The sequence below is a fragment of the Salmonella sp. 5800 genome (assembly GCF_046558195.1).
GTDB classification, from domain to species: Bacteria; Pseudomonadota; Gammaproteobacteria; order Enterobacterales; family Enterobacteriaceae; genus Salmonella; species Salmonella enterica.
In genome coordinates, this window is record NZ_JBGDOX010000002.1 from 301,282 (window position 1) to 325,686 (window position 24,405).

Below are 24,405 nucleotides of genomic sequence, written 5' to 3' on the forward strand. Positions count from 1 at the left end.
AAATTCAGACAAAACAAAACGGCCCGCAGGCCGTTTTCACATAATTCTGTAGCAACATACTGGAAAAGCGGAGGTAGTTGCAAATCCGTTTTGCTACGCGATGCTTCCCGCGCCGCGACAAGGAGGCGACGCGAAGATAGTATCCTGCAACCCTTCCCACTCTTTGAGGGTATAAGTATGCAGTGCCAGCGCATGTACGGTTGTGGAGAGTTCCGCCGTTAACGTACCGTAAATCATCCGATGACGATTAAGAAAACGTTCGCCTGTAAAGCGATCGCTCACCAGCACGACCTTAAAATGGCTTTCCGATCCTGCAGGAACATTGTGACGATAGCTTTCATCCACAACTTCGAGAAACACGGGGTCGAACGCTGTCCTTAATTTTTCTTCTATTTGCTCACGTATCATCATGAAAATCTCCTCCGACAACGCTGTGATGTCACCCATCCCTTTAAATACTAGCCGCTTTTACCGTTTCCATTACAGCATGACAACAAAAATTTAGCTTTCGTCTGATTATTTCAGCCAAACGTATGAAGTTTACTGCCTTAATCATTCTTTTAGCGCTCAAAATCCCCGCTCGCGCCGTTATCAATACCAAATCGGACATTACGACGAATTTACCTGCGTTGACCACTTCCCCTCGCCGTTAGCGGTGTTATGATGGCGGGAATTTTTACCTATCACGTTTTAAGCGTCATTGAGAGCCTGAATATGTTAAAAAAACTTCTCTTTCCGTTAGTCGCTCTGTTTATGCTGGCAGGATGCGCCACACCGCCGACGACCATTGACGTCGCGCCGAAGATCACCTTGCCACAGCAGGACCCGAGCCTGATGGGCGTCACCGTTAGCATTACCGGCGCGGACCAACGCCAGGATCAAGCGTTAGCGAAAGTCACGCGTAACAACCAGCTGGTAACGTTAACCGCCTCCCGCGATTTACGCTTCCTGTTACAAGAAGTCCTGGAAAAACAGATGACGGCGCGGGGCTATATGATCGGGCCTAACGGCGCGGTTAATCTGCAGATTATTGTTAACCAACTGTATGCTGATGTTTCCCAGGGCAGCGTGCGCTACAACATCGCGACCAAAGCGGATATCGCGATTATTGCGACCGCGGCAAATGGCAGCAAGATGACCAAAAACTATCGCGCCAACTACTCTATTGAAGGGGCGTTCCAGGCCTCTAACCAGAATATTGCCGACGCGGTGAACAGCGTTCTGACCGATACCATTGCTGATATGTCTCAGGACACCAGTATTCACGATTTTATCAAGCAAAACGCCCGTTAATAGCAACAACAAGACCCGGCAGAAGCCGGGTCTGTAGATGCCTATGTCAAGTCAATATTTACGTATTTTCCAGCAACCGCGTTCAGCCATTCTGCTGATATTGGGTTTTGCCTCTGGCCTCCCGCTGGCGCTCACCTCCGGTACGCTACAGGCGTGGATGACCGTCGAGAATATCGATCTTAAAACGATTGGCTTCTTCTCGCTGGTTGGTCAGGCCTATGTGTTTAAGTTTCTCTGGTCCCCGCTGATGGACCGCTACACGCCGCCTTTTTTAGGTCGACGTCGCGGTTGGTTACTCGCCACCCAACTGTTGTTACTGGCGGCGATTGCGGCGATGGGCTTTCTTGAACCCGGCACGCAGCTACGCTGGATGGCGGCGCTGGCGGTGGTGATTGCTTTTTGCTCCGCCTCGCAGGATATCGTGTTCGACGCCTGGAAAACCGATGTTTTACCCGCAGAAGAACGCGGCGCTGGCGCGGCAATCAGCGTGCTTGGCTACCGGTTGGGGATGCTGGTTTCCGGCGGACTGGCGCTATGGCTGGCCGATCGCTGGCTCGGCTGGCAGGGCATGTACTGGCTGATGGCGGCATTGCTGATCCCCTGCATTATCGCCACCTTACTGGCGCCGGAACCGACCGATAGTATCCCGTCCCCGAAATCGCTGGAACAGGCCGTCGTCGCGCCGCTACGCGATTTCTTTGGCCGTAATAACGCCTGGCTGATTTTACTGCTCATTGTGCTTTATAAACTGGGTGACGCCTTCGCCATGAGCCTGACCACCACCTTTTTGATTCGCGGCGTCGGCTTTGACGCCGGCGAAGTCGGCGTGGTCAATAAAACGCTGGGCCTGTTGGCGACAATCGTCGGCGCGTTATACGGCGGCATATTAATGCAGCGTCTTTCGCTGTTTCGCGCGCTGCTGATTTTCGGCATTTTGCAAGGCGCGTCCAACGCCGGTTACTGGTTGCTCTCCATTACCGATAAAAACATGTTCAGCATGGGCGCGGCGGTCTTTTTCGAAAATCTGTGCGGCGGGATGGGGACTGCCGCCTTTGTCGCCTTATTAATGACGCTATGTAATAAGTCGTTTTCCGCAACACAGTTTGCCCTACTGTCGGCCCTCTCCGCAGTAGGCCGCGTTTATGTTGGTCCCGTAGCGGGCTGGTTCGTTGAAGCGCACGGCTGGCCGACATTCTACCTCTTCTCGGTTGTCGCCGCCGTTCCCGGGCTGTTACTGTTGCTGGTCTGTCAGCAAACGCTGGAATATAGCTGGCAGAGCGAGCGTTTCATTCCCCGCACGCAATACCGTGGCGCCTACAATTTCGCGCTTTCAATCCTGCTCGCGGGCGTCGCTTTGCTGGCGGTATGGGTACTCCTGCTGACCATGAACGCGGTGGATTACACTAACTTCTCATTCCTGCCCGGATTGCTTGAGACCGCGGTAGTGGTTGCCGTGTGCGGCATTGTCTTTGGCGGGTTGCTGGACTACCTGGCGCTACGAAAAACACGCCTGCTCTAAAACATTATTTGCCGTTGTAATAACGACCCGGAATTATAACGGCTAAATAACCATCAATTGATAAAAAATATATTTGTCTTTTTGTGCGCAACAGAATTTTGGAAATTATTGGTAATTTCTACGCTACCTATTTTCTTTACACGATTCAGCCGATTAAATTTAAATTTCTGCCGTTGATTGTCCTTTTATTGATAATAAATTGTTAAGTAATTGTTTTATTTTTACATTGGTTATACCAATTATCCCTCAACATCCCACTTACAGACCTCATCCGTTATAACGCAAAGTTTCAACAGTGTCTTAAAGTTATTTCGACATACTTGGCAACATATGTGACATGCGCGGCAGAACTTGGTAACACAGAACCAATCATGTTTACAGTAATGTAACCTTACCGTAAAATGCCCCTACACTTTAAACGCCACCAGGTCCCGTGGAATTGAGGTCGTTAAATGAGACTCAGGAAATACAATAAAAGTTTGGGATGGTTGTCATTAATTGCAGGCACTGCATTACTCAGTGGCTGTAATTCTGCGCTGCTGGATCCCAAAGGACAGATTGGACTGGAGCAACGTTCGCTGATACTGACGGCATTTGGCCTGATGTTGATCGTCGTTATTCCCGCCATCTTGATGGCTGTTGGTTTCGCCTGGAAGTATCGTGCGAGTAATAAGGATGCGAAGTATAGCCCGAACTGGTCACACTCCAATAAAGTGGAAGCTGTGGTCTGGACGGTGCCTATCTTGATCATCATTTTCCTTGCCGTACTGACCTGGAAAACCACGCACGCGCTTGAACCAAGCAAGCCGCTGGCGCATGACGAAAAACCGATCACCATCGAAGTGGTTTCCATGGACTGGAAATGGTTCTTCATCTATCCGGAGCAGGGTATCGCCACCGTCAACGAGATCGCCTTCCCGGCGAACACGCCGGTTTATTTCAAAGTGACCTCCAACTCCGTGATGAACTCCTTCTTTATCCCGCGTCTGGGTAGCCAGATTTATGCCATGGCCGGTATGCAAACACGTTTGCATCTGATCGCCAACGAACCCGGAACCTACGATGGCATCTCCGCCAGCTATAGCGGCCCGGGCTTCTCTGGTATGAAGTTTAAAGCTATCGCCACCAAAGACCGCGCAGAATTCGACCAATGGGTCGCAAAAGCGAAGCAGTCTCCGAACACCATGAATGATATGGCGGCGTTCGAGAAAGTGGCTATGCCAAGCGAGTACAACAAGGTGGAATATTTCTCCAGCGTGAAACCAGATTTGTTCAAGGACGTTATTAACAAATTCATGGACCACGGTAAGAGCATGGACATGACCCAACCTGAAGGTGAGCACAGCTCGCATGAAGGAATGGAAGGTATGGACATGAGCCACGCGGAATCCGCCAACTCCAAGGGTTGAGGAAGATAAGATGTTCGGAAAATTATCACTGGATGCAGTACCGTTCCATGAACCTATCGTCATGGTAACGATCGCTGCAATTATCGTCGGGGGACTGGCGATACTGGCAGCGATTACTTACTTCGGTAAGTGGACCTACCTATGGAAAGAGTGGTTAACGTCAGTTGACCATAAACGCCTCGGCATCATGTATATCATCGTCGCGATTGTGATGCTGTTACGTGGTTTCGCCGATGCCATCATGATGCGTAGCCAGCAGGCGCTTGCCTCCGCCGGCGAAGCGGGTTTTCTACCGCCGCACCACTACGATCAGATCTTTACCGCTCACGGCGTAATCATGATCTTCTTCGTGGCGATGCCCTTCGTTATCGGTCTGATGAACCTGGTGGTTCCGCTGCAGATCGGCGCGCGCGACGTTGCGTTCCCTTTCCTGAACAACCTGAGCTTCTGGTTCACCGTTGTCGGCGTTATCCTGGTTAACCTCTCGCTGGGCGTGGGTGAATTCGCGCAGACCGGCTGGCTGGCTTATCCGCCGCTATCGGGAATAGAGTACAGTCCCAGCGTCGGGGTCGATTACTGGATATGGGCGTTGCAACTCTCGGGTATTGGTACGACGTTAACCGGTATCAACTTCTTCGTGACGATCCTGAAGATGCGTGCGCCGGGTATGACGATGTTCAAGATGCCGGTCTTTACCTGGGCCTCTTTGTGCGCCAACGTACTGATCATCGCCTCTTTCCCGATTCTGACGGTTACCGTCGCGTTGCTGACCCTGGATCGCTATCTGGGCACCCATTTCTTTACCAACGATATGGGCGGCAACATGATGATGTACATCAACCTGATTTGGGCCTGGGGCCATCCGGAAGTGTACATTCTGATTCTGCCGGTCTTCGGGGTATTCTCCGAAATCGCAGCGACCTTCTCGCGTAAACGTCTGTTCGGCTATACCTCGCTGGTTTGGGCGACCGTCTGTATTACCGTACTGTCGTTTATCGTTTGGCTGCACCACTTCTTCACGATGGGCGCAGGCGCGAACGTTAACGCCTTCTTCGGTATCACCACCATGATTATCGCCATCCCGACCGGGGTGAAGATCTTCAACTGGTTGTTCACCATGTATCAGGGCCGTATCGTCTTCCATTCCGCAATGATGTGGACCATCGGCTTTATCGTGACCTTCTCGGTCGGCGGTATGACCGGCGTGCTGCTGGCGGTACCGGGCGCGGACTTCGTCCTGCACAACAGTCTGTTCCTGATTGCGCACTTCCATAACGTGATCATCGGCGGCGTGGTGTTTGGCTGCTTCGCGGGTATGACCTACTGGTGGCCGAAGGCGTTTGGCTTCAAGCTGAACGAAACCTGGGGTAAACGCGCCTTCTGGTTCTGGATTATCGGTTTCTTTGTAGCCTTTATGCCGCTGTACGTACTGGGCTTCATGGGCATGACCCGTCGCCTCAGCCAGCAAATTGATCCGCAGTTCCATACGATGCTGATGGTTGCCGCCGCCGGTGCCGCGCTGATTGCGCTGGGTATCCTGTGCCAACTGATTCAGATCTTCGTTTCTATTCGCGACCGCGATCAGAACCGCGATCTGACCGGCGACCCATGGGGTGGCCGTACGCTGGAGTGGTCAACCTCGTCTCCGCCGCCGTTCTATAACTTTGCCGTTGTGCCGCACGTTCACGAACGTGACGCCTTCTGGGAAATGAAAGAAAAAGGCGAAGCGTACCAACAGCCTGGACAGTATGAAGAGATTCATATGCCGAAAAATAGTGGTGCCGGTATTGTTATCGCCGCCTTCGCGACGGTATTTGGCTTCGCCATGATCTGGCATATCTGGTGGCTGGCGATAGTGGGTTTCGCAGGCATGATCATCAGCTGGATTGTAAAAAGCTTTGATGAAGATGTGGATTACTACGTGCCGGTCCCGGAAGTCGAAAAACTGGAAAACCAGCATTTCGATGAGATTACTAAGGCAGGGCTGAAAAATGGCAACTGATACTTTAACGCACGCGACTGCCCACGCGCACGAACACGGGCACCATGACGCAGGCCAGAACAAAATCTTCGGATTTTGGGTCTACCTGATGAGCGACTGCATTCTGTTCTCTATTCTGTTTGCTACCTATGCCGTTCTGGTGAACGGCACCGCTGGCGGCCCGACAGGTAAGGACATTTTCGAACTGCCGTTCGTTCTGGTTGAAACCTTCCTGCTGTTATTTAGCTCCATTACCTACGGCATGGCGGCGATCGCCATGCACAAGAACAACAAGAGCCAGGTTATCTCCTGGCTGGCGTTGACCTTCTTGTTTGGTGCCGGATTTATCGGGATGGAACTCTATGAATTCCATCACCTGATTGTTAACGGTATGGGCCCGGATCGCAGCGGCTTCCTGTCTGCGTTCTTCGCGCTGGTCGGCACGCACGGTCTGCACGTCACTTCCGGTTTGATCTGGATGGCGGTGCTGATGGTGCAAGTTGCCCGTCGCGGTCTGACCAGCACTAACCGTACCCGCATCATGTGCCTGAGCCTGTTCTGGCACTTCCTGGATGTGATTTGGATTTGCGTATTCACTGTTGTTTATCTGATGGGGGCGATGTAATGAGTCATTCTACCGAGAGCGGCGGCGCATCCCACGGCAGCGTAAAAACGTACATGACCGGCTTTATCCTGTCGGTCATCCTGACGGTTATTCCATTCTGGATGGTGATGACCGGCGCTGCCTCTCCGGCCGTTATTCTGGGATCTATCCTGGCAATGGCAGTGGTGCAGATTTTGGTGCATCTGGTGTGTTTCCTGCACATGAACACCAAATCTGATGAAGGCTGGAACATGACGGCCTTCATCTTTACCGTGCTGATCATCGCCATCCTGGTTGTGGGCTCCATCTGGATTATGTGGAACCTCAACTACAACATGATGATGCACTAAGAGCGGCGAGTATGATGTTTAAGCAATACCTGCAAGTAACGAAACCAGGCATCATCTTTGGCAACCTGATCTCGGTGATCGGGGGATTTCTGCTGGCCTCAAAGGGCAGCATTGACTATCCCCTGTTCATTTATACGCTGGTCGGGGTGTCACTGGTTGTGGCGTCGGGTTGTGTATTTAACAACTACATCGACAGGGATATCGACAGGAAGATGGAAAGGACCAAGAATCGGGTGCTGGTCAAAGGCCTGATTTCTCCTGGCGTCTCGCTGGTATACGCCACCCTGCTGGGTATTGCTGGCTTTATGCTGCTGTGGTTTGGCGCCAATCCTCTGGCCTGCTGGCTGGGAGTGATGGGCTTCGTGGTCTATGTTGGCGTGTACAGCTTGTACATGAAGCGTCACTCCGTCTACGGAACGCTGATTGGTTCTCTCTCCGGCGCAGCGCCGCCGGTGATTGGCTACTGTGCCGTAACGGGCGACTTTGACAGCGGCGCGGCGATCCTGTTGGCTATTTTCAGCCTCTGGCAGATGCCGCACTCTTACGCCATCGCCATTTTCCGCTTTAAGGACTATCAGGCGGCCAATATCCCGGTTCTGCCGGTGGTAAAAGGAATCTCAGTCGCTAAAAACCACATCACGCTGTACATCATTGCGTTTGCCGTTGCAACGCTAATGCTCACGTTGGGCGGTTATGCCGGTTACAAATACCTGGTGGTCGCCGCGGCGGTCAGCGTTTGGTGGCTCGGCATGGCGCTACGCGGTTACAAAGTGGAAGATGATAAGGTCTGGGCGCGCAAGCTGTTCGGCTTCTCTATCATTGCGATTACCGCGCTGAGTATCATGATGTCCGTTGATTTTATGGTGCCGAATTCGCAGAATCTGCTGACTTACGTCTGGTAAGTTCATCGTCACCTCCTCTATGCCGGATGGCGGCTTATGCCTTATCCGGCCTACAAAAGCACGTTACCTGTAGGCCGGATAAGCGACGTGAGTATCGCCATCCGGCATTTTTCGTCTCTCGTGGCCTACCCTCACCACCACAACATTTGTTAATAAAGCGCATATTTACCCAACCAACCTGGCGCTTTACACTAGGTGCGAATTTCATACAGAGGTGGCAATGAACGATTATAAAATGACGCCAGGGGAGCTGCGTGCCACATGGGGTTTAGGGACCGTCTTTTCGTTGCGTATGCTGGGCATGTTTATGGTTCTACCAGTACTGACCACATACGGTATGGCGCTACAGGGTGCCAGCGAAGCATTAATCGGCATTGCGATCGGCATTTACGGGCTGGCGCAGGCTATCTTTCAAATTCCCTTTGGGCTGCTGTCCGACCGCATTGGCCGTAAACCGCTGATTGTCGGCGGACTGGTGGTATTTGTCGCGGGTAGCGTCATTGCCGCGCTCTCCCACTCAATCTGGGGCATTATTCTGGGGCGAGCACTACAGGGGTCCGGCGCTATTGCCGCCGCCGTCATGGCGCTCCTGTCTGATCTCACCCGAGAGCAAAACCGTACCAAAGCGATGGCGTTTATCGGCGTCAGCTTTGGTATCACCTTCGCGATTGCAATGGTATTAGGGCCGATCGTTACCCATAGTCTGGGATTGAACGCGTTGTTCTGGATGATCGCCGCCCTCGCCACCCTGGGCATTATTTTGACGATCTGGGTGGTTCCCAACAGTACCAACCATGTGCTGAATCGCGAATCCGGGATGGTCAAAGGCAGCTTCAGTAAAGTGCTGGCGGAGCCGAGGCTGCTCAAGCTTAATTTCGGCATTATGTGTCTGCATATTTTATTGATGTCCACCTTTGTCGCCCTGCCTGGCCAGCTTGCCGATGCCGGTTTTCCTGCCGCCGAACACTGGAAGGTGTATCTGGCAACCATGGTGATCGCCTTTGCCGCCGTCGTGCCTTTTATTATCTATGCTGAAGTCAAACGGCGGATGAAGCAGGTATTCCTGTTCTGCGTGGGGCTCATTATCGTCGCGGAAATCGTGTTGTGGGGAGCGGGCCAGCATTTCTGGGAGCTGGTGATTGGCGTACAACTCTTTTTCCTTGCCTTTAATTTGATGGAGGCGCTGCTGCCTTCTCTTATTAGCAAAGAGTCGCCCGCGGGGTATAAAGGAACGGCGATGGGCGTCTATTCTACCAGTCAGTTTCTTGGCGTGGCGCTTGGCGGCTCGCTGGGCGGCTGGATAGACGGCACGTTTGATGGGCAAACCGTTTTTCTTGCCGGGGCCGTACTGGCGATGGTATGGCTGGCGGTGGCAAGTACCATGAAAGAGCCGCCCTATGTCAGCAGCCTGCGCGTGGAAATTCCAGCGGATATCGTTGCTGACAACAGGCTAAAACAACGACTGTTGGCAATGAAAGGCGTAAGCGAAGCGCTGATCGTGGCGGAAGAACATTCCGCTTACGTCAAAATCGACAGCAAAGTGACCAATCGCTTTGAAGTTGAACAGCTTATCAGCAAAGGATGAATGCTGTATTGCCGGATGGCGGCGAGGCTCTATCCGGCATAACAACTTAATCGCGGAAGTTTTTGAACTGGAACGGCTGGCCCAAATCGCCGCCGCGAACCAGCGCCATTACCGATTGCAGATCGTCACGTGATTTGCCCGTCACGCGAATCTCTTCCCCCTGAATTTGCGCCTGCACCTTCAGTTTGCTGTCTTTAATCAGCTTGACGATTTTCTTCTGCACGGCGCTTTCAATGCCCTGCTTCAGCTTCGCTTCCACATACCAGGTTTTACCGCTATGCACGAACTCGTCCGGTACATCCAGCGAAGCGCCTTCAATACCGCGTTTAAGCAGCTTGGCGCGCAGAATATCGAGCAACTGATTGACCTGGAAATCGGACTCGCTCAGCACCTTGATGGTTTTATTGGCATCGTTCAGTTCAATAGTCGCCTCTACGCCACGAAAGTCAAAACGAGACTCAACCTCGCGAACCGCGTTATCCACACCGTTACGCGCTTCCTGCAGATCAACTTCAGAAACAATATCGAAAGATGGCATCTTTTCTTCTCCCTTCATTTTCGTTGCGTTGCATAATACCTGCAACGAGGCTTAACGAGAAGCTTAGCTGATGACGCTATAATTAGCGCCATAACACCTGGCGCTGTTGCAGGTGAGGAGGAACAATGAAAATTACTGTACTGGGATGCGGAGCCTTAGGACAACTTTGGCTTTCGGCACTGTGCAAACACGGACATGACGTACAGGGCTGGCTACGGGTGCCACAACCTTATTGCAGCGTAAATCTGATCGATACCGATGGTTCCTTTTTCAACGAATCACTGACGGCAAACGATCCGGATTTTTTGGCGAAGAGCGAACTGTTATTAGTCACGCTGAAAGCGTGGCAGGTTTCCGACGCAGTACGAACTCTGGCGTCAACCTTACCGGTGACGTCGCCTATCCTGCTCATTCATAATGGAATGGGAACCATAGAAGAACTGCAAAATATCCAGCAGCCGATGTTGATGGGGACTATCACCCATGCTGCGCGCCGCGACGGTAATATCATTATTCATGTCGCTAACGGTACTACGCATATTGGCCCGGCGCGCGAGCAAGACGGCGATTACAGTTATCTCGCCGATATCCTGCAGGGGGTACTGCCCGATGTCGCCTGGCATAACAATATCCGCGCAGAGATGTGGCGCAAACTGGCGGTCAACTGTGTTATCAACCCGCTCACCGCGCTTTGGAACTGCCCGAACGGCGAGCTGCGCCATCATACTGATGAAATCAACGCGATTTGCGAAGAGGTCGCCGCCGTGATTGAACGTGAAGGCTACCACACATCGGCAGACGATTTACGCTATTATGTTGAGCAAGTGATTGACAGTACGGCAGAAAACATCTCATCCATGTTGCAGGACGTGCGTGCCATGCGCCATACCGAAATTGACTACATTACCGGTTATTTACTCAAGCGCGCCCGCGTGCACGGTCTCGCCGTTCCGGAAAATAGCCGCCTGTTTGAAATGGTAAAGCGAAAGGAGAGTGAGTATGAGCGCTCAGGCACTGGTATGCCTCGCCCCTGGTAGTGAAGAGACCGAAGCGGTCACCACTATCGATCTGCTGGTTCGCGGCGGAATCCACGTCACTACCGCCAGCGTCGCCAGCGATGGCAACCTGACGATTGTCTGCTCGCGCGGTGTAAAGCTACTGGCGGATGCGCCGCTGGTTGAAGTTGCCGACGGCGATTATGACATCATCGTGTTGCCCGGCGGAATTAAAGGCGCCGAGTGCTTTCGCGACAGCCCGCTGCTGGTCGAAACCGTAAAACAGTTTCACCGCTCCGGGCGCATTGTCGCAGCCATTTGCGCCGCAGCCGCCACAGTGCTCGTGCCGCACGATATCTTCCCTATCGGCAATATGACCGGTTTTCCGGCGCTGAAAGATAAGATCCCCGCCGAACAGTGGCAGGATAAGCGTGTGGTGTGGGATGCGCGGGTAAAATTATTAACCAGCCAGGGACCGGGTACCGCTATCGATTTTGGCTTGAAAATCATCGACCTGTTGGCCGGTCGTGAAAAAGCGCATGAAGTGGCTTCGCAACTGGTGATGGCGGCGGGGATTTATAACTACTACGAATAAGAATGATTGCCGGATGGCGGCGTAAACACCTTATCCGGCCTACAAAACGGTACAGTCTGTAGGCCGAATAAGCGGCAGCGCCATCCGGCAGTTATTTTACGGGCGTTCGCCCTGCGCCAGACGCGCATTAATATGCGCAATCACCCCAGGTAAATCCGCCAGTGAATCCACCACGTAATGCGCCCCGGCGGCGTACAGCTTGCTGGCCGCGTGCTCGCGACGGACTGCAACGTCCTCTTTCGACATTGTCTGATAGGCGTCCCATGTTGCGCCGAATTCGTTACCCGATACCGCCAGCCCCACCGTCCACATCCCCGCGTTAAGCCCCTCGCTAATGCCCGGCGCGGCATCATCTACCTTCACACAGTGCGCGACCGCATCAATGCCCAGCGCAATCACGTTTTGCAGCGCCATCCACGGCCCCGGACGACCACCCGCGGCCAGGTCGTCCGTTGCCACCCAATGATCCGGACAATAACCATGCCCGGCGGCGGCGGGGACCAGGCGCTCCATCACCGCTCGTGGGTAACCGGAGCAGGAGCCTATCTTGATACCCTCGGCTCGTAGCGCCGCGATCGTGTCGATAACTCCGGCAATAGGAGAAGAAAAATCGACAACTTTAGCAATCTGTAACGGCATGAAGGCGGCGTAGATGGCATCAATATCTGCTGCGCTCATGGAGCGGCCAAACTTTGCCTGCCAGCGCGCGTCAACAGCAGGTAATTTTCCCAGCGCTTCAATGTGTTGCCATTTACCCAGCCCCATTGGCACGCGTGCTTCGGCGAGGGTGATCTCCACATCAAATGCCTGACGGAACGCCTCGACGAAAATTTGCGTCGGCGCGAAGGAGCCAAAATCGACGGTGGTGCCCGCCCAGTCGAGAATAACAGCGTGAATACGGTTCATCATGGTTCCTTATTTCGTCCAGTACATGGCGGTACGAATGGCGGTCAGCAGGGCAGTGATATCGGCGGCATATACTTCACCAATGTTGCCGATGCGAAAGCAGTCGCTTTGCGACACTTTGCCAGGATAGATAACAAAGCCCTGCTCTTTGAGGCGGCGATAAAATTCGCTAAAGCGATACTGCGGGTCTTCCGGTGAATAAAAGGCGGTGATAATGGGCGAGTGAAGTTCGTCATCCAGCAGCGTGTTAAAGCCCAGCGCCCGCATTCCGGCCACCAGGCTGCGCTGATTTTGCTGATAGCGTTGATGACGTGCCGCCACGCCACCTTCTTCCGCCAGCTCTTTCAGCGCCTGGGCAAACGCCAGGACGGTATGTGTGGGCGAAGTAAAACGCCATTTGCCGTGGTTATCCTCCATGCAGCGCCACTGGGCGTAGAGATCTAACGACAGCGAGCGGGAACGCCCTTTGCACGCGGCCAGTTTTTGCTCGCGGGCAATCACGAAGGCAAAACCCGGCACGCCCTGAATGCATTTATTGGCGGAGCTGATCAGATAGTCGATGTGTAATGTTGCAATATCCATGGGGATGCCGCCGAAGCTGCTCATGGCGTCAACGATGTAGGTTTTGCCATAGCGATGCGCCAGAGCGCCCACCTCATCAATGGGGTTGAGCATCCCGGTGGTCGTTTCGCTATGCACCATGGCGATATGGCTGATCGTCGGGTCGGCGTTTAGGATCGCGTCGATCGCCTGCACGTCCGGGCGCGCAACTTCGCCGCAGTCGTAAGCGTGATGGGCGATACCCATAAGGCCGGCCATCTCGAGCATTCGTGCGCCGTATGCACCGTTGCTGACGATCAGCACCTTATCCTGCGGCCCCAATGCGCTGCCCAGTACGGCTTCCACAGCATAGCTGCCGCTGCCTTGTAGCAGTACGGAGGTGTAGCCTTCGGAGGCCGTTGCCAGTGCGGTCAGCTGCTGGCGGATCTGTTCTACCACGCCGATATTGTAATCATCATCCCAAGTACAGCTATCGAACAACATCGCTTCTTTCACGGTACGAGAGGTGGTGAGCGGGCCAGGAGTCAGCAGCAGATAGTTACGCGAAGTCATGTTATTTACCTTTGGTCTATACCAGATTGCATTTATCATGACGATCTTTGCCGCGACGGGTCAAAGAGAAAATCGCGCTGCAACAAAAAATTCATCTCTGCTTGTATAATGGCGGCAGGCAAAACGGAAGCGAGTAAGCATGAAATCTATCCCGGGCGATATCCCGCAGTACCTGTTGATCAAGGCGCAGCTTCAGGCGCGTATTCAGAGCGGTGCGTTGAAAAGCGGTGATAAACTGCCGTCTGAACGCGAACTGTGCGCGATCTTCAACACCACGCGCATTACTATTCGCGAAAGTCTGGCGCAGCTGGAGTCCAGTGGGCTTATCTGGCGCGCCGATCGTCGCGGTTGGTTCGTTACGCCGGAACGCCTGTGGCTGGATCCGACCCAGAATACCAACTTCCATAAGCTTTGCCGCGAGCAGGGGCGGGAGCCAAAAACCGCGCTACTGAGCGGCGTGTTAACCACCGTGCCTGTCGAGGTCATGGAGCCCCTCCAGCTCCAGCCGTTTGATCAAATCTATCTGCTGACCCGTCTGCGTTACGCCGATGGCCGCGCCGTGTGCTACTGCGAAAACCATTGTTTGCCCGCCCGCGTGCCTGAGCTGCTGCAGTACGATCTCAACGGCAGCCTGACCGAGATATACGAGTCGCACTACAACCTCGTCTATACCAGCATGCATCTGTCGTTCTACCCCACCGCCATGCCTGCGCAGGCCGCACAGGCGCTGGGAGTTATGGAAGGGCGCCCGGCGCTGTTGCTGCGCCGTCTGAACTACGATCAACACGGGCGAGTGCTGGATCTGGATATCGAATACTGGCGTCACGACAGCCTGCGCATTGAGGTAGATACCCACTAGCGGGTGCGCCGGATGTTGGCTGCGGGACTTATCCGGCCTGTCAATCGTATCGTCTCACGGCTATCCGGATAAGCGCAGCATCATCCGGCGTGGACTGATTTATTTCTCTTTCATCGTTTTGTCATATAAGCCGTTTAGCGTAAAAAGCAAACCTGGTATAGGCCAGAAAATGCAACGTACGCTATGAGGCTATTACGATGAAACTTTCCCGACTTGCTCTGCTGTCTGTCTTCGCTCTCGCCAGCGCCCCGTCATGGGCGGAATCGGTGGTCACGGTGTACTCCATCGACGGGCTGCACGATGGCGATAACAGCTGGTACCAGGTGCAGTTTGACGCATTCACCAAAGCGACCGGCATTACCGTACGCTATGTTGAAGGCGGTGGTGGCGTGGTAGTGGAACGTCTGGCAAAAGAGCGTACGAATCCGCAGGCCGACGTGCTGGTAACCGCGCCACCATTCATTCAGCGCGCCGCCGCCGAAAAGCTGCTGGCGAACTTTAACACCGACGCCGCATCGGCTATCCCCGATGCCAACAACCTTTATTCGCCGCTGGTAAAGAACTATCTGAGCTTTATCTACAACAGCAAGCTGCTGAAAACTGCCCCGGCGAGCTGGCAGGATCTGCTTGACGGTAAATTCAAAAATAAACTCCAGTATTCCACGCCAGGTCAGGCCGCTGACGGCACGGCGGTAATGCTGCAGGCTTTCCACAGCTTCGGCAGTAAAGATGCCGGTTTTGCGTATCTCGGCAAGCTGCAGGCCAATAACGTCGGGCCATCTGCCTCTACCGGCAAGCTAACCGCGCTGGTTAATAAAGGTGAAATCTACGTCGCTAACGGCGACCTGCAAATGAACCTCGCGCAGATGGAACGTAACCCGAACGTGAAAATCTTCTGGCCGGCCAACGACAAAGGCGAGCGCAGCGCGCTGGCCATCCCTTATGTCATTGGCCTGGTCCAGGGGGCGCCGCAGAGTGAAAATGGTAAAAAGCTGATTAACTTCCTGCTGAGTAAAGAAGCGCAGACTCGCGTCAGCGAACTCTCCTGGGGAATGCCAGTACGCAGCGACGTGACGCCGAGCGACGAACATTACAAGGCCGCCACTGCCGCGTTAGAAGGCGTGCAGAGCTGGCAGCCAAATTGGGATGACGTAGCCGTTTCGCTGTCGGCAGATATTAGCCGTTGGCACAAAGTGACCGAAAGCGAGTAAGCCTGATGCTGATGAAAACAACCGCCGTTCACGCCCCTGCATCGCAGGGGACATCGGGGATAGTCCTCGACTCGCTGCGCGTTGCGTATCACGGCAACGTGGTGCTTAAACCGCTCTCTTTGACGATTGAACCTGGCGAAGTGCTGGCGCTGATTGGCCCATCAGGATCTGGAAAAACGACGGTGCTGCGTGCGGTTGCGGGCTTTGTGCAACCTGCAGGCGGTCGTATTCTGATTGGCGATACGGACGTAACCCATCTGCCACCCTATAAACGCGGGTTGGCGATGGTGGTGCAGAACTACGCCTTGTTCCCGCATCTGAAAGTGGAAGACAACGTCGCTTTTGGCCTGCGTGCGCAGAAGCAGCCAAAGGCGCTAATTAATGAGCGTGTGACGCAGGCGCTGAAAACGGTTGGCATGAGTGATTACGCTACCCGTTATCCGCATCAACTTTCCGGCGGCCAGCAGCAACGCGTGGCCATCGCCCGCGCGATTGCCGTGCGCCCGCGCGTGCTGTTGCTGGATGAACCACTGTCAGCGCTGGACGCACAGATTCGTCATAATATGGTGGAAGAAATCGCCCGTCTTCACCGTGAGCTGCCGGAACTCACTATTCTCTACGTCACCCACGATCAAACGGAAGCGCTCACCCTGGCCGATAAAATCGGCATTATGAAGGATGGCTCGCTGATTGCTCACGGCGAAACCCGCGCGCTATATCAGCATCCGCCCAATCGTTTTGCCGCCGAATTCTTAGGTCGCGCCAATATTCTCTCCGCCATCGCGCTGGGGATAACGGAGGTTCCGGGGCTGGTGGACGTCAGCTGCGGCGGTGCGGTGATTCGCGCGTTCAGCCGGGGCAGCCACCACGGTTACAACAAACTGCTGTGCATTCGTCCTCAGCACCTCAGCCTGATGCCGCGTTCGGCCGACAGCAACCGCTTCAACGCCACACTGCAATCGGTGCACTGGCAGGGCGATTTAACCCATCTGTTGTGTGACGTTGCTGGCGAAACGGTGCGGATGGTGTTGACGCATGTCAATCCGCTGCCGCGCGTGGGCGACAAGCTGGCGCTGTGGTTCGAACCGGATGATGCGGTCCTGATTGAGGTATAACTATGTCACTCATTTTACCTCTGGAAAAACCGGCGCTTAACCTACGCCCGCTGCTGTGGCTGCTGCTCCCGTTGCTGGTGCTGGCGACGCTGTTTTTCTGGCCCCTGTCGCTCATCGTTGAACAGGCGCTACGCGGTGCCAATGGCGAGATCGGGCTCGAGACCTTCCGCCAGGTGGTCGACTCGAAACGCTTTGTCGGCGCGTTGCTGAACACGTTGCAAATCGCCTTTTTCGCCACCGCCGGTTGCCTGCTGCTGGGCAGCGTGATGTCGCTGATTCTGGTGTTTATTCCTTTCCCCGGCAGCGAGTTGATTGGTCGGGTCGTCGATACTTTTATTGCGCTGCCGACCTTCCTGATTACGCTGGCGTTCACCTTTATTTATGGGTCAGCGGGTCTGCTCAACGGTACGCTGATGAGCCTGTTTGCCTTTGAGCTACCGCCGGTGGATTTTCTCTACTCGATGCAGGGCGTCATTTTGGCGGAGATCACGGTGTTCACTCCGCTGGTGATGCGGCCACTGATGGCCGCGCTGCGGCAAATTGATAAAAGCCAGCTAGAGGCAGCCAGCATTCTGGGGGCGCACCCGTTACGGGTGATTGGGCAGGTGATTTTCCCGGCGGCGCTACCGGCGCTGATGGCTGGTGGCAGCCTGTGCCTGCTGTTGACCACTAACGAGTTTGGCATCGTACTGTTTATTGGCGCGAAAGGGGTTAACACCCTGCCGATGATGGTTTACAGCAAAGCGATTCTGGAGTCCGACTATACGGTCGCCTGCATGATTGCGTTGATTAACATTGTCTTGTCGCTGGGGCTGTTCTCCCTCTATCGCCTGGCGGCATCGCGTACCGGCGTAAGGAGCTAGCCATGCTAATTTGGTCACCTAAAGGACGCGCAGCGGCGGGCGTTGTGGCTAGCGTACTGTTTATCGTGTTCTTTTTCCTGCCGCTGGCGGTGATTCTGATGTCCAGCCTTAGCCAGCAGTGGAACGGTATTCTGCCGAGTGGCTTCACGCTGAACCACTTTGTTAACGCTCTGCACGGTGCGGCATGGGATGCCCTACTTGCCAGCCTCACGATTGGCTTTTGCGCCAGCCTGTTTGCGCTGCTTTGCGGCGTTTGGGCGGCGCTGGCGCTGCGTCAACATGGGGTGAAAGCGCAGAAATGGTTAAGTATGGTGTTCTATCTGCCGAGTGCGATTCCGTCAGTGTCCGTGGGCCTGGGCATTCTGGTTGCTTTCAGCCAGGGGCCATTGCAAATGAACGGCACCCTATGGATTGTGCTGACAGCGCACTTTGTGCTGATTTCCGCCTTTACCTTCAGTAACGTGTCGACCGGACTGGCGCGAATTTCCGCCGATATTGAAAACGTCGCGTCGAGTCTGGGGGCATCGCCCTGGTATCGTCTGCGTCACGTGACGTTGCCGTTATTGATGCCGTGGATGATGTCAGCGCTGGCGCTGAGTTTATCGCTCTCCATGGGGGAGTTGGGCGCGACGATGATGATTTATCCGCCGGGCTGGACGACGCTGCCGGTGGCTATCTTTAGCCTGACCGACCGTGGAAATATCGCCGACGGCGCGGCGCTGACCATTGTGCTGGTGGCCATTACGCTGCTGCTGATGATGAAGCTGGAGCGCATTGCAAAACGGTTGGGGCAGAAATAAAACGATAGGCCGGGTAGGACATAGCCGCCACCCGGCAAAGGAATTACGGGCGATACACCTTCACATTGGCAAACCCCTGCTCGCGTAGATAGAGCGCCTGCAGGCGACTCATTACGCCGCGTTCGCACCATAGCAGCCAGGTTTTGCTCTGATCGAGGTCGCCAAATTTAGTGCTCAGCTTGTAGAAAGGCAGCGAAACGACGTCGACGCCTTCCACTTTCAGCGGCTTGTCATCCTGCTCATCGACAGAACGGATATCCAGAATCACATCGTTGGCGCCAAAACCGCTCACAGTTTCAACTTCCACCACCTCCTGCTGGGTCTGCTGGGCGATTTCACGAATATCGACGTTGCTCGCTTCTTCTACCACCTTATCGAGAATACTGAAGTCGAAATTTTCTTCTTCGGCTTCAATTTTCGCTTTAATGGCTTTCACCGTCGGACTTTTTGAAATCACGCCACAGTATTCCGGCATCGTACGGGCAAAATCTTCCGTACCAATCTGGCGCGCCAGGTTGATAATGTGCTCTTTATCGTAAGAGATCAGCGGGCGCAGGATCAGCGTGTCAGACACGTTATCGATCAAGCGCAAATTGGTTAGCGTCTGGCTGGACACCTGGCCCAGCGCTTCGCCGGTCACCAGCGCCTGTACGCCGTAACGTTCCGCCACTTTCGACGCCGCGCGTACCATCATACGTTTGAGCACCACGCCCATCTGGCCGTCGTCAACTTTCTCCAGAATCTCGCCGACCACCGGTTCGAAGTTAATCGCCACAAAACGCACGCGATGGGAGCTGCCAAAGCGGTTCCACAGGTAATGCGCCACCTGGCGAACGCCGATTTCATGCGCCGCGCCGCCAAGGTTAAAGAAGCAGTAGTGTACGCGGCAGCCGCGACGCATCAGCATATAGCTGGAGACGCCGGAGTCAAAACCGCCGGAGATCAGCGACAGCACATCTTCCTGGGTGCCAATCGGGAAACCGCCAATACCTTCATAACGCCCTTTGATCAGCAGCAGGCGATCATCTTCCACTTCCAGATGCACCGTCACATCCGGGTTAGTGAGCTTCACGCGCGCCGATTCAATATGCTGATTTAATCCGCCGCCAACATAGCGCTCCACCTCAATGGAGCTAAACTCATGCTTACCGCGACGTTTTACGCGCACGCAGAAGGTTTTGCCTTCAAGCTGCTCGCGATACTGCGCCAACGCTTTCTCGAAAATGTCGTGCATATCGGTGAACGGCACATCTTCGACTTCAAGAATATGGTGAATCCCCGGAATGCGGGTCAGCGCGTCGCGAATCGCCAGACGCTGGTTTTCATCTTTGGCGCGAACTTCAATGTTATCCCAGTGACGGACAACCGCGAGGGTCTCATCGTAGTGCTTTAAAACGTTACGGATGTTCCCGGTTAAAATTTTTATAAAGCGCAAACGCACAGATTGGCTTTTGATAGTGATTTCCGGGAACAATTTAATGATAAACTTCATGGCGGCAATGGTTCTTTAGCAAGCTATCTAAGGCTTGTCGTGGAGAAATAGTACAGCAGCCCATACCTACGGCTGCATCCAGGCGCGGAAGTATATCACTATCACGGACATCTTGCGCATTTCCCCTTACCATTGCGCGTTATTTGCTTATCAGTGTGAGTCCGTTACCATAGACTTGTGCTGCCATTACAGAGAGTCAAACAGTCATCATGCCGAAGAAAAATGAGGCGCCCGCCAGCTTTGAAACTGCGCTGAGCGAGCTGGAACATATTGTTACCCGCCTGGAAAGCGGCGATTTGCCGCTGGAAGACGCGCTGAATGAATTCGAGCGCGGCGTACAACTGGCGCGTCAGGGGCAGGCAAAACTGCAGCAGGCGGAACAGCGCGTGCAAATTTTGCTGTCTGATAATGAAGAGGCTTCACCTGAGCCTTTTATCGCGGATAATGAGTAAATGGACTTTACGCAGCAGCTACAGGCTTGCGTAACGCAAGCGAATCAGGCGCTGAGCCGTTTTATCGCGCCACTGCCCTTTCAGAACACTCCCGTGGTCGAAGCCATGCAGTATGGCGCATTATTAGGCGGTAAACGCCTGCGGCCATTTCTGGTTTACGCCACCGGTCAAATGTTTGGCGTCAGTACGACAACGCTGGATGCGCCAGCTGCGGCGGTCGAATGCATTCATGCCTATTCGCTGATCCATGACGACCTGCCAGCAATGGACGATGACGATTTGCGTCGCGGCCTGCCGACTTGCCATATTAAATTTGGCGAAGCCAACGCAATCCTGGCGGGAGACGCGTTGCAGACGCTGGCGTTTGCCATTATCAGCGACGCGCCGATGCCGGAAGTCGCCGATCGCGATCGTATCGCGATGATCGCCGAACTGGCGAACGCCAGCGGCATCGCCGGTATGTGCGGCGGTCAGGCATTGGATCTGGCGGCAGAAGGCCAGCGGATCACTCTGGACGCGCTGGAACGCATTCATCGCCATAAGACCGGCGCGCTCATTCGCGCCGCCGTTAGACTTGGCGCGTTGAGCGCGGGCGATAAAGGACGGAATACTCTGCCGATACTTGACCGCTATGCAGAGAGTATCGGCCTTGCCTTCCAGGTTCAGGATGACATTCTGGATGTGGTGGGCGATACTGCAACGTTAGGTAAACGTCAGGGCGCAGACCAGCAGCTTGGCAAAAGTACCTACCCTGCACTTCTGGGTCTTGAGCAAGCCCGGAATAAAGCCCGGGACCTGATAGAGGACGCCCGTCAGTCGTTACATCAGCTGGCCGCGCAATCACTGGACACCTCGGCACTGGAAGCGCTAGCGAACTACATAATCCAGCGTGATAAATAAACCCCATATCCAATGAGCTTGCGATGAGTTTTGATATAGCCAAATACCCTACCCTGGCATTGGTCGACTCCACCCAGGAGTTACGACTGTTACCGAAAGAGAGTCTGCCGAAACTCTGCGACGAGCTACGCCGCTACTTACTCGACAGCGTAAGCCGTTCCAGCGGGCACTTCGCTTCCGGGCTGGGCACGGTAGAACTTACCGTGGCGCTGCATTATGTCTACAACACCCCGTTTGACCAGCTAATCTGGGATGTTGGACACCAGGCTTATCCACATAAAATCCTTACCGGTCGTCGCGACAAAATCGGCACCATTCGCCAGAAAGGCGGTCTGCACCCGTTCCCGTGGCGCGGAGAAAGCGAATACGATGTGCTGAGCGTTGGGCATTCCTCCACCTCCATCAGCGCCGGTATCGGCATTGCCGTGGCGGCGGAGAAAGAAGGCAAAGATCGCCGCACCGTCTGTGTGATAGGCGACGGCGCCATCACCGCCGGTATGGCGTTTGAAGCAATGAATCACGCAGGCGATATCCGGCCCGACATGCTGGTCATTCTGAACGACAATGAAATGTCGATTTCGGAAAACGTCGGCGCGCTCAACAACCATCTGGCGCAGCTACTTTCCGGTAAGCTTTACTCTTCTCTGCGCGAAGGCGGAAAAAAGGTCTTCTCCGGCGTACCGCCAATTAAAGAACTGCTCAAGCGTACCGAAGAACATATTAAAGGCATGGTTGTGCCGGGCACACTGTTCGAAGAGCTGGGCTTTAACTACATCGGGCCGGTCGATGGTCACGATGTCATGGGGCTTATCAGCACATTGAAGAACATGCGCGACCTGAAAGGCCCGCAGTTCCTGCATATCATGACCAAGAAAGGCCGCGGCTATGAGCCCGCGGAAAAAGATCCGATCACTTTCCATGCGGTGCCTAAATTTGATCCTTCCAGCGGATGTTTGCCGAAAAGCAGCGGCGGTCTGCCAGGTTATTCAAAAATCTTCGGTGACTGGCTGTGTGAAACCGCCGCCAAAGACAGCAAGCTGATGGCGATCACCCCAGCAATGCGCGAAGGTTCCGGCATGGTGGAATTTTCACGTAAATTCCCGGATCGCTATTTTGACGTCGCCATCGCCGAGCAGCATGCCGTCACCTTCGCCGCAGGTCTGGCGATTGGCGGCTATAAGCCCGTCGTGGCGATCTACTCTACTTTCCTGCAACGCGCCTACGATCAGGTCATCCATGACATCGCTATCCAGAAACTGCCGGTCATGTTCGCCATCGATCGCGCCGGTATCGTTGGCGCGGATGGGCAAACGCACCAGGGCGCGTTCGATCTCTCCTATCTGCGCTGCATCCCGGATATGGTGATCATGACGCCAAGCGACGAAAACGAATGTCGCCAGATGTTATTTACCGGGTATCACTATAACGACGGCCCGACGGCAGTACGTTATCCACGCGGTAATGCGCAGGGCGTGGCGCTAACCCCGCTGGAAAAACTGCCTATTGGTAAAGGCCTTGTGAAGCGTCATGGCGAAAAACTGGCGATTCTGAACTTTGGCACCTTAATGCCTGAGGCGGCGAAAGTCGCCGAAGCGCTGAACGCCACGCTGGTCGACATGCGCTTTGTTAAGCCGCTGGACGACACGTTAATTCTGGAGATGGCCGCGCAGCATGACGCGCTGGTGACGCTGGAAGAAAACGCCATTATGGGCGGCGCTGGCAGCGGCGTAAACGAAGTGCTAATGGCCCATCGTAAACCTGTACCTGTGCTGAATATCGGTCTTCCGGATTTCTTTATCCCGCAAGGAACGCAGGAAGAAGCCCGCGCGGAACTGGGGCTCGACGCCGCAGGCATTGAAGCCAAAATCAAGGCCTGGCTGGCATAATCCCCTCTTTGCTCCTGCTATGCTTGAAGAGTGACGGGTATAACAGGAGCGGAGTCATGCAATACAACACGTTAGGAAATACAGATCTTCGGGTATCCCGCCTTTGTCTGGGCTGCATGACATTCGGCGAGCCGAGTCGCGGCAATCACGCCTGGACGCTTCCCGAAGAGAGCAGTCGTCCCATCATCAAGCGCGCCCTGGAGGGCGGCATTAACTTTTTTGATACCGCCAACAGCTACTCCGACGGCAGCAGCGAAGAGATTGTCGGCCGCGCGCTGCGTGATTTCGCCCGGCGCGACGAGGTGGTGGTAGCGACGAAAGTCTTTCATCGCGTCGGCGATCTGCCGGAAGGATTGTCCCGCGCGCAAATCCTGCGCTCTATTGACGATAGCCTCACCCGTCTGGGAATGGAGTATGTCGATATCCTGCAAATCCACCGCTGGGATTACACCACGCCGATAGAAGAAACTCTGGAAGCGCTAAACGACGTGGTAAAGGCGGGTAAAGCCCGCTATATCGGCGCTTCCTCAATGCACGCCTCACAATTTGCCCAGGCACTGGCGCTACAAAAACAACACGGCTGGGCGCCGTTTGTCACCATGCAGGATCACTATAACCTGATCTACCGCGAGGAAGAGCGAGAGATGCTACCGCTGTGCTGGCAGGAAGGCGTCGCCGTGATTCCGTGGAGTCCGCTGGCGCGCGGGCGCTTAACTCGCCCCTGGGGAGAAACCACGGCCCGCCTGGTCTCGGATGACGTGGGTAAAAATTTATACGATGAAAGCGATAAAAATGATGCGCAAATAGCGGAACGGCTGGCTGGCGTCAGCGAGGCGCTTGGCGCAACGCGAGCGCAGGTTGCGCTGGCCTGGCTACTCAGTAAACGAGGCGTCGCCGCGCCGATTATCGGCACTTCGCGTGAAGAGCAGTTAGATGAGTTGCTGAATGCCGTTGATTTAACGCTCAAACCGGAGCAGATTGCCGAACTCGAAACGCCGTACAAACAGCATCCGGTGGTGGGATTTAAATAATCTGCC

At 54.5% G+C, this 24,405-nt stretch carries 24 protein-coding genes and 1 pseudogene; 19 read left to right on the forward strand and 6 right to left on the reverse strand.

What is annotated here, in order from left to right; translation table 11 throughout:
- Positions 1-93: 93 nt before the first annotated feature.
- On the reverse strand, positions 94-411 hold the full coding sequence (gene bolA, locus ACLJZ5_RS06440; protein ID WP_000973433.1) for a transcriptional regulator BolA: 318 nt from the start codon (positions 409-411) through the stop codon (positions 94-96).
- Between the two features lie 303 nt (positions 412-714).
- Here bolA and ACLJZ5_RS06445 point away from each other — a divergent pair, with 303 nt between their 5' ends.
- The 8 genes from ACLJZ5_RS06445 (at position 715) to ACLJZ5_RS06480 (ending at position 9,643) form a co-directional block, all read left to right on the forward strand.
- A complete protein-coding gene (locus ACLJZ5_RS06445; RefSeq protein ID WP_001537832.1) occupies positions 715-1,293 on the forward strand; it encodes a lipoprotein in 579 nt (192 codons plus the stop codon).
- Positions 1,294-1,336: 43 nt separating this feature from the next.
- On the forward strand, positions 1,337-2,812 hold the full coding sequence (ampG, locus tag ACLJZ5_RS06450) for a muropeptide MFS transporter AmpG (protein ID WP_024797534.1): 1,476 nt from the start codon (positions 1,337-1,339) through the stop codon (positions 2,810-2,812).
- Positions 2,813-3,264: 452 nt separating this feature from the next.
- Positions 3,265-4,221 (forward strand): cytochrome o ubiquinol oxidase subunit II, encoded by a 957-nt coding sequence (cyoA, locus tag ACLJZ5_RS06455; RefSeq protein ID WP_001239448.1) that lies wholly within the window; start codon positions 3,265-3,267, stop codon positions 4,219-4,221.
- A gap of 10 nt (positions 4,222-4,231) precedes the next feature.
- Positions 4,232-6,223, forward strand: a complete 1,992-nt coding sequence (gene cyoB / locus ACLJZ5_RS06460; RefSeq protein WP_000467158.1) for a cytochrome o ubiquinol oxidase subunit I — start codon at positions 4,232-4,234, stop codon at positions 6,221-6,223.
- A complete protein-coding gene (locus ACLJZ5_RS06465) occupies positions 6,213-6,827 on the forward strand; it encodes a cytochrome o ubiquinol oxidase subunit III (RefSeq protein WP_000179833.1) in 615 nt (204 codons plus the stop codon). The genes cyoB and ACLJZ5_RS06465 overlap by 11 nt, the downstream gene beginning before the upstream one ends.
- Positions 6,827-7,156: a cytochrome o ubiquinol oxidase subunit IV gene (locus tag ACLJZ5_RS06470; protein WP_000019878.1), complete on the forward strand. Its 330-nt coding sequence runs from the start codon at positions 6,827-6,829 to the stop codon at positions 7,154-7,156. The genes ACLJZ5_RS06465 and ACLJZ5_RS06470 overlap by 1 nt, the downstream gene beginning before the upstream one ends.
- Before the next feature lie 11 nt (positions 7,157-7,167).
- Positions 7,168-8,058, forward strand: a complete 891-nt coding sequence (gene cyoE, locus ACLJZ5_RS06475; protein ID WP_000971352.1) for a heme o synthase — start codon at positions 7,168-7,170, stop codon at positions 8,056-8,058.
- A gap of 220 nt (positions 8,059-8,278) precedes the next feature.
- On the forward strand, positions 8,279-9,643 hold the full coding sequence (locus tag ACLJZ5_RS06480; protein ID WP_024797533.1) for an MFS transporter: 1,365 nt from the start codon (positions 8,279-8,281) through the stop codon (positions 9,641-9,643).
- A 46-nt stretch (positions 9,644-9,689) separates the two neighbouring features.
- On the opposite strand, the gene ACLJZ5_RS06485 is transcribed toward ACLJZ5_RS06480, so the two are convergent.
- Positions 9,690-10,181, reverse strand: a complete 492-nt coding sequence (locus tag ACLJZ5_RS06485; RefSeq protein WP_001138913.1) for a YajQ family cyclic di-GMP-binding protein — start codon at positions 10,179-10,181, stop codon at positions 9,690-9,692.
- A gap of 125 nt (positions 10,182-10,306) precedes the next feature.
- Between ACLJZ5_RS06485 and panE the strand changes: the two genes are divergently transcribed.
- Entirely contained in the window at positions 10,307-11,218 is a 912-nt protein-coding gene (panE, locus tag ACLJZ5_RS06490; RefSeq protein ID WP_000705816.1) for a 2-dehydropantoate 2-reductase, read from the forward strand.
- Complete coding sequence (gene yajL / locus ACLJZ5_RS06495; protein WP_001275807.1) at positions 11,181-11,771, forward strand: protein deglycase YajL; 591 nt, start codon at positions 11,181-11,183, stop codon at positions 11,769-11,771. The genes panE and yajL overlap by 38 nt, the downstream gene beginning before the upstream one ends.
- Before the next feature lie 8 nt (positions 11,772-11,779).
- On the opposite strand, the pseudogene ACLJZ5_RS06500 reads toward yajL, so the two are convergent.
- From ACLJZ5_RS06500 to phnW, 3 genes and pseudogenes are all read right to left on the reverse strand, one after another.
- Positions 11,780-11,862: pseudogene (locus ACLJZ5_RS06500) on the reverse strand (hypothetical protein); the annotation flags it as partial.
- 5 nt (positions 11,863-11,867) lie between these two features.
- Positions 11,868-12,677, reverse strand: coding sequence for a phosphonoacetaldehyde hydrolase (gene phnX / locus ACLJZ5_RS06505; RefSeq protein ID WP_023195353.1), 810 nt, complete (start codon positions 12,675-12,677; stop codon positions 11,868-11,870).
- Between the two features lie 9 nt (positions 12,678-12,686).
- Positions 12,687-13,790 carry a 2-aminoethylphosphonate--pyruvate transaminase gene (gene phnW, locus ACLJZ5_RS06510; protein ID WP_024797532.1) on the reverse strand — a complete coding sequence of 368 codons (1,104 nt, stop codon included), beginning with the start codon at positions 13,788-13,790 and terminating at the stop codon, positions 12,687-12,689.
- Between the two features lie 139 nt (positions 13,791-13,929).
- Here phnW and phnR point away from each other — a divergent pair, with 139 nt between their 5' ends.
- The 5 genes from phnR (at position 13,930) to phnV (ending at position 18,638) form a co-directional block, all read left to right on the forward strand.
- Positions 13,930-14,649 carry a phosphonate utilization transcriptional regulator PhnR gene (gene phnR / locus ACLJZ5_RS06515; protein ID WP_000836265.1) on the forward strand — a complete coding sequence of 240 codons (720 nt, stop codon included), beginning with the start codon at positions 13,930-13,932 and terminating at the stop codon, positions 14,647-14,649.
- A 197-nt stretch (positions 14,650-14,846) separates the two neighbouring features.
- Positions 14,847-15,860 (forward strand): 2-aminoethylphosphonate ABC transporter substrate-binding protein, encoded by a 1,014-nt coding sequence (gene phnS / locus ACLJZ5_RS06520; protein WP_000778008.1) that lies wholly within the window; start codon positions 14,847-14,849, stop codon positions 15,858-15,860.
- 5 nt (positions 15,861-15,865) lie between these two features.
- Complete coding sequence (gene phnT / locus ACLJZ5_RS06525; RefSeq protein ID WP_024797531.1) at positions 15,866-16,975, forward strand: 2-aminoethylphosphonate ABC transport system ATP-binding subunit PhnT; 1,110 nt, start codon at positions 15,866-15,868, stop codon at positions 16,973-16,975.
- Between the two features lie 2 nt (positions 16,976-16,977).
- Positions 16,978-17,838, forward strand: coding sequence for a 2-aminoethylphosphonate ABC transporter permease subunit (phnU, locus tag ACLJZ5_RS06530; protein WP_000052716.1), 861 nt, complete (start codon positions 16,978-16,980; stop codon positions 17,836-17,838).
- 2 nt (positions 17,839-17,840) lie between these two features.
- Positions 17,841-18,638 (forward strand): 2-aminoethylphosphonate ABC transport system, membrane component PhnV, encoded by a 798-nt coding sequence (gene phnV, locus ACLJZ5_RS06535; protein ID WP_024797530.1) that lies wholly within the window; start codon positions 17,841-17,843, stop codon positions 18,636-18,638.
- A 43-nt stretch (positions 18,639-18,681) separates the two neighbouring features.
- Here the strand turns inward: phnV and thiI are convergent, their stop codons facing one another.
- The gene (thiI, locus tag ACLJZ5_RS06540) at positions 18,682-20,130 is read right to left on the reverse strand and encodes a tRNA uracil 4-sulfurtransferase ThiI (protein WP_000668655.1); all 1,449 of its coding nucleotides are present in this window, start codon (positions 20,128-20,130) and stop codon (positions 18,682-18,684) included.
- Positions 20,131-20,339: 209 nt separating this feature from the next.
- On the opposite strand from thiI, the gene xseB reads away from it, so the two are divergent.
- From xseB to ACLJZ5_RS06560, 4 genes are read left to right on the forward strand one after another with little or no spacing between them, the layout of a single operon-like run.
- A complete protein-coding gene (gene xseB, locus ACLJZ5_RS06545) occupies positions 20,340-20,582 on the forward strand; it encodes an exodeoxyribonuclease VII small subunit (protein WP_001124944.1) in 243 nt (80 codons plus the stop codon).
- On the forward strand, positions 20,583-21,482 hold the full coding sequence (gene ispA, locus ACLJZ5_RS06550; RefSeq protein WP_024797529.1) for a (2E,6E)-farnesyl diphosphate synthase: 900 nt from the start codon (positions 20,583-20,585) through the stop codon (positions 21,480-21,482).
- 23 nt (positions 21,483-21,505) lie between these two features.
- Positions 21,506-23,368 (forward strand): 1-deoxy-D-xylulose-5-phosphate synthase, encoded by a 1,863-nt coding sequence (gene dxs / locus ACLJZ5_RS06555; RefSeq protein ID WP_024797528.1) that lies wholly within the window; start codon positions 21,506-21,508, stop codon positions 23,366-23,368.
- A 56-nt stretch (positions 23,369-23,424) separates the two neighbouring features.
- On the forward strand, positions 23,425-24,399 hold the full coding sequence (locus ACLJZ5_RS06560) for an aldo/keto reductase (protein ID WP_001199874.1): 975 nt from the start codon (positions 23,425-23,427) through the stop codon (positions 24,397-24,399).
- The last annotated feature ends 6 nt before the right edge of the window (positions 24,400-24,405 follow it).

Coding starts and splice junctions, on each gene's coding strand:
- bolA (WP_000973433.1), bottom strand. CDS start 411: ATGATGATACGTGAGCAAATAGAAGAAAAATTAAGGACAGCGTTCGAC.
- ACLJZ5_RS06445 (WP_001537832.1), top strand. CDS start 715: ATGTTAAAAAAACTTCTCTTTCCGTTAGTCGCTCTGTTTATGCTGGCA.
- ampG (WP_024797534.1), top strand. CDS start 1,337: ATGTCAAGTCAATATTTACGTATTTTCCAGCAACCGCGTTCAGCCATT.
- cyoA (WP_001239448.1), top strand. CDS start 3,265: ATGAGACTCAGGAAATACAATAAAAGTTTGGGATGGTTGTCATTAATT.
- cyoB (WP_000467158.1), top strand. CDS start 4,232: ATGTTCGGAAAATTATCACTGGATGCAGTACCGTTCCATGAACCTATC.
- ACLJZ5_RS06465 (WP_000179833.1), top strand. CDS start 6,213: ATGGCAACTGATACTTTAACGCACGCGACTGCCCACGCGCACGAACAC.
- ACLJZ5_RS06470 (WP_000019878.1), top strand. CDS start 6,827: ATGAGTCATTCTACCGAGAGCGGCGGCGCATCCCACGGCAGCGTAAAA.
- cyoE (WP_000971352.1), top strand. CDS start 7,168: ATGATGTTTAAGCAATACCTGCAAGTAACGAAACCAGGCATCATCTTT.
- ACLJZ5_RS06480 (WP_024797533.1), top strand. CDS start 8,279: ATGAACGATTATAAAATGACGCCAGGGGAGCTGCGTGCCACATGGGGT.
- ACLJZ5_RS06485 (WP_001138913.1), bottom strand. CDS start 10,181: ATGCCATCTTTCGATATTGTTTCTGAAGTTGATCTGCAGGAAGCGCGT.
- panE (WP_000705816.1), top strand. CDS start 10,307: ATGAAAATTACTGTACTGGGATGCGGAGCCTTAGGACAACTTTGGCTT.
- yajL (WP_001275807.1), top strand. CDS start 11,181: ATGAGCGCTCAGGCACTGGTATGCCTCGCCCCTGGTAGTGAAGAGACC.
- phnX (WP_023195353.1), bottom strand. CDS start 12,677: ATGAACCGTATTCACGCTGTTATTCTCGACTGGGCGGGCACCACCGTC.
- phnW (WP_024797532.1), bottom strand. CDS start 13,790: ATGACTTCGCGTAACTATCTGCTGCTGACTCCTGGCCCGCTCACCACC.
- phnR (WP_000836265.1), top strand. CDS start 13,930: ATGAAATCTATCCCGGGCGATATCCCGCAGTACCTGTTGATCAAGGCG.
- phnS (WP_000778008.1), top strand. CDS start 14,847: ATGAAACTTTCCCGACTTGCTCTGCTGTCTGTCTTCGCTCTCGCCAGC.
- phnT (WP_024797531.1), top strand. CDS start 15,866: ATGCTGATGAAAACAACCGCCGTTCACGCCCCTGCATCGCAGGGGACA.
- phnU (WP_000052716.1), top strand. CDS start 16,978: ATGTCACTCATTTTACCTCTGGAAAAACCGGCGCTTAACCTACGCCCG.
- phnV (WP_024797530.1), top strand. CDS start 17,841: ATGCTAATTTGGTCACCTAAAGGACGCGCAGCGGCGGGCGTTGTGGCT.
- thiI (WP_000668655.1), bottom strand. CDS start 20,130: ATGAAGTTTATCATTAAATTGTTCCCGGAAATCACTATCAAAAGCCAA.
- xseB (WP_001124944.1), top strand. CDS start 20,340: ATGCCGAAGAAAAATGAGGCGCCCGCCAGCTTTGAAACTGCGCTGAGC.
- ispA (WP_024797529.1), top strand. CDS start 20,583: ATGGACTTTACGCAGCAGCTACAGGCTTGCGTAACGCAAGCGAATCAG.
- dxs (WP_024797528.1), top strand. CDS start 21,506: ATGAGTTTTGATATAGCCAAATACCCTACCCTGGCATTGGTCGACTCC.
- ACLJZ5_RS06560 (WP_001199874.1), top strand. CDS start 23,425: ATGCAATACAACACGTTAGGAAATACAGATCTTCGGGTATCCCGCCTT.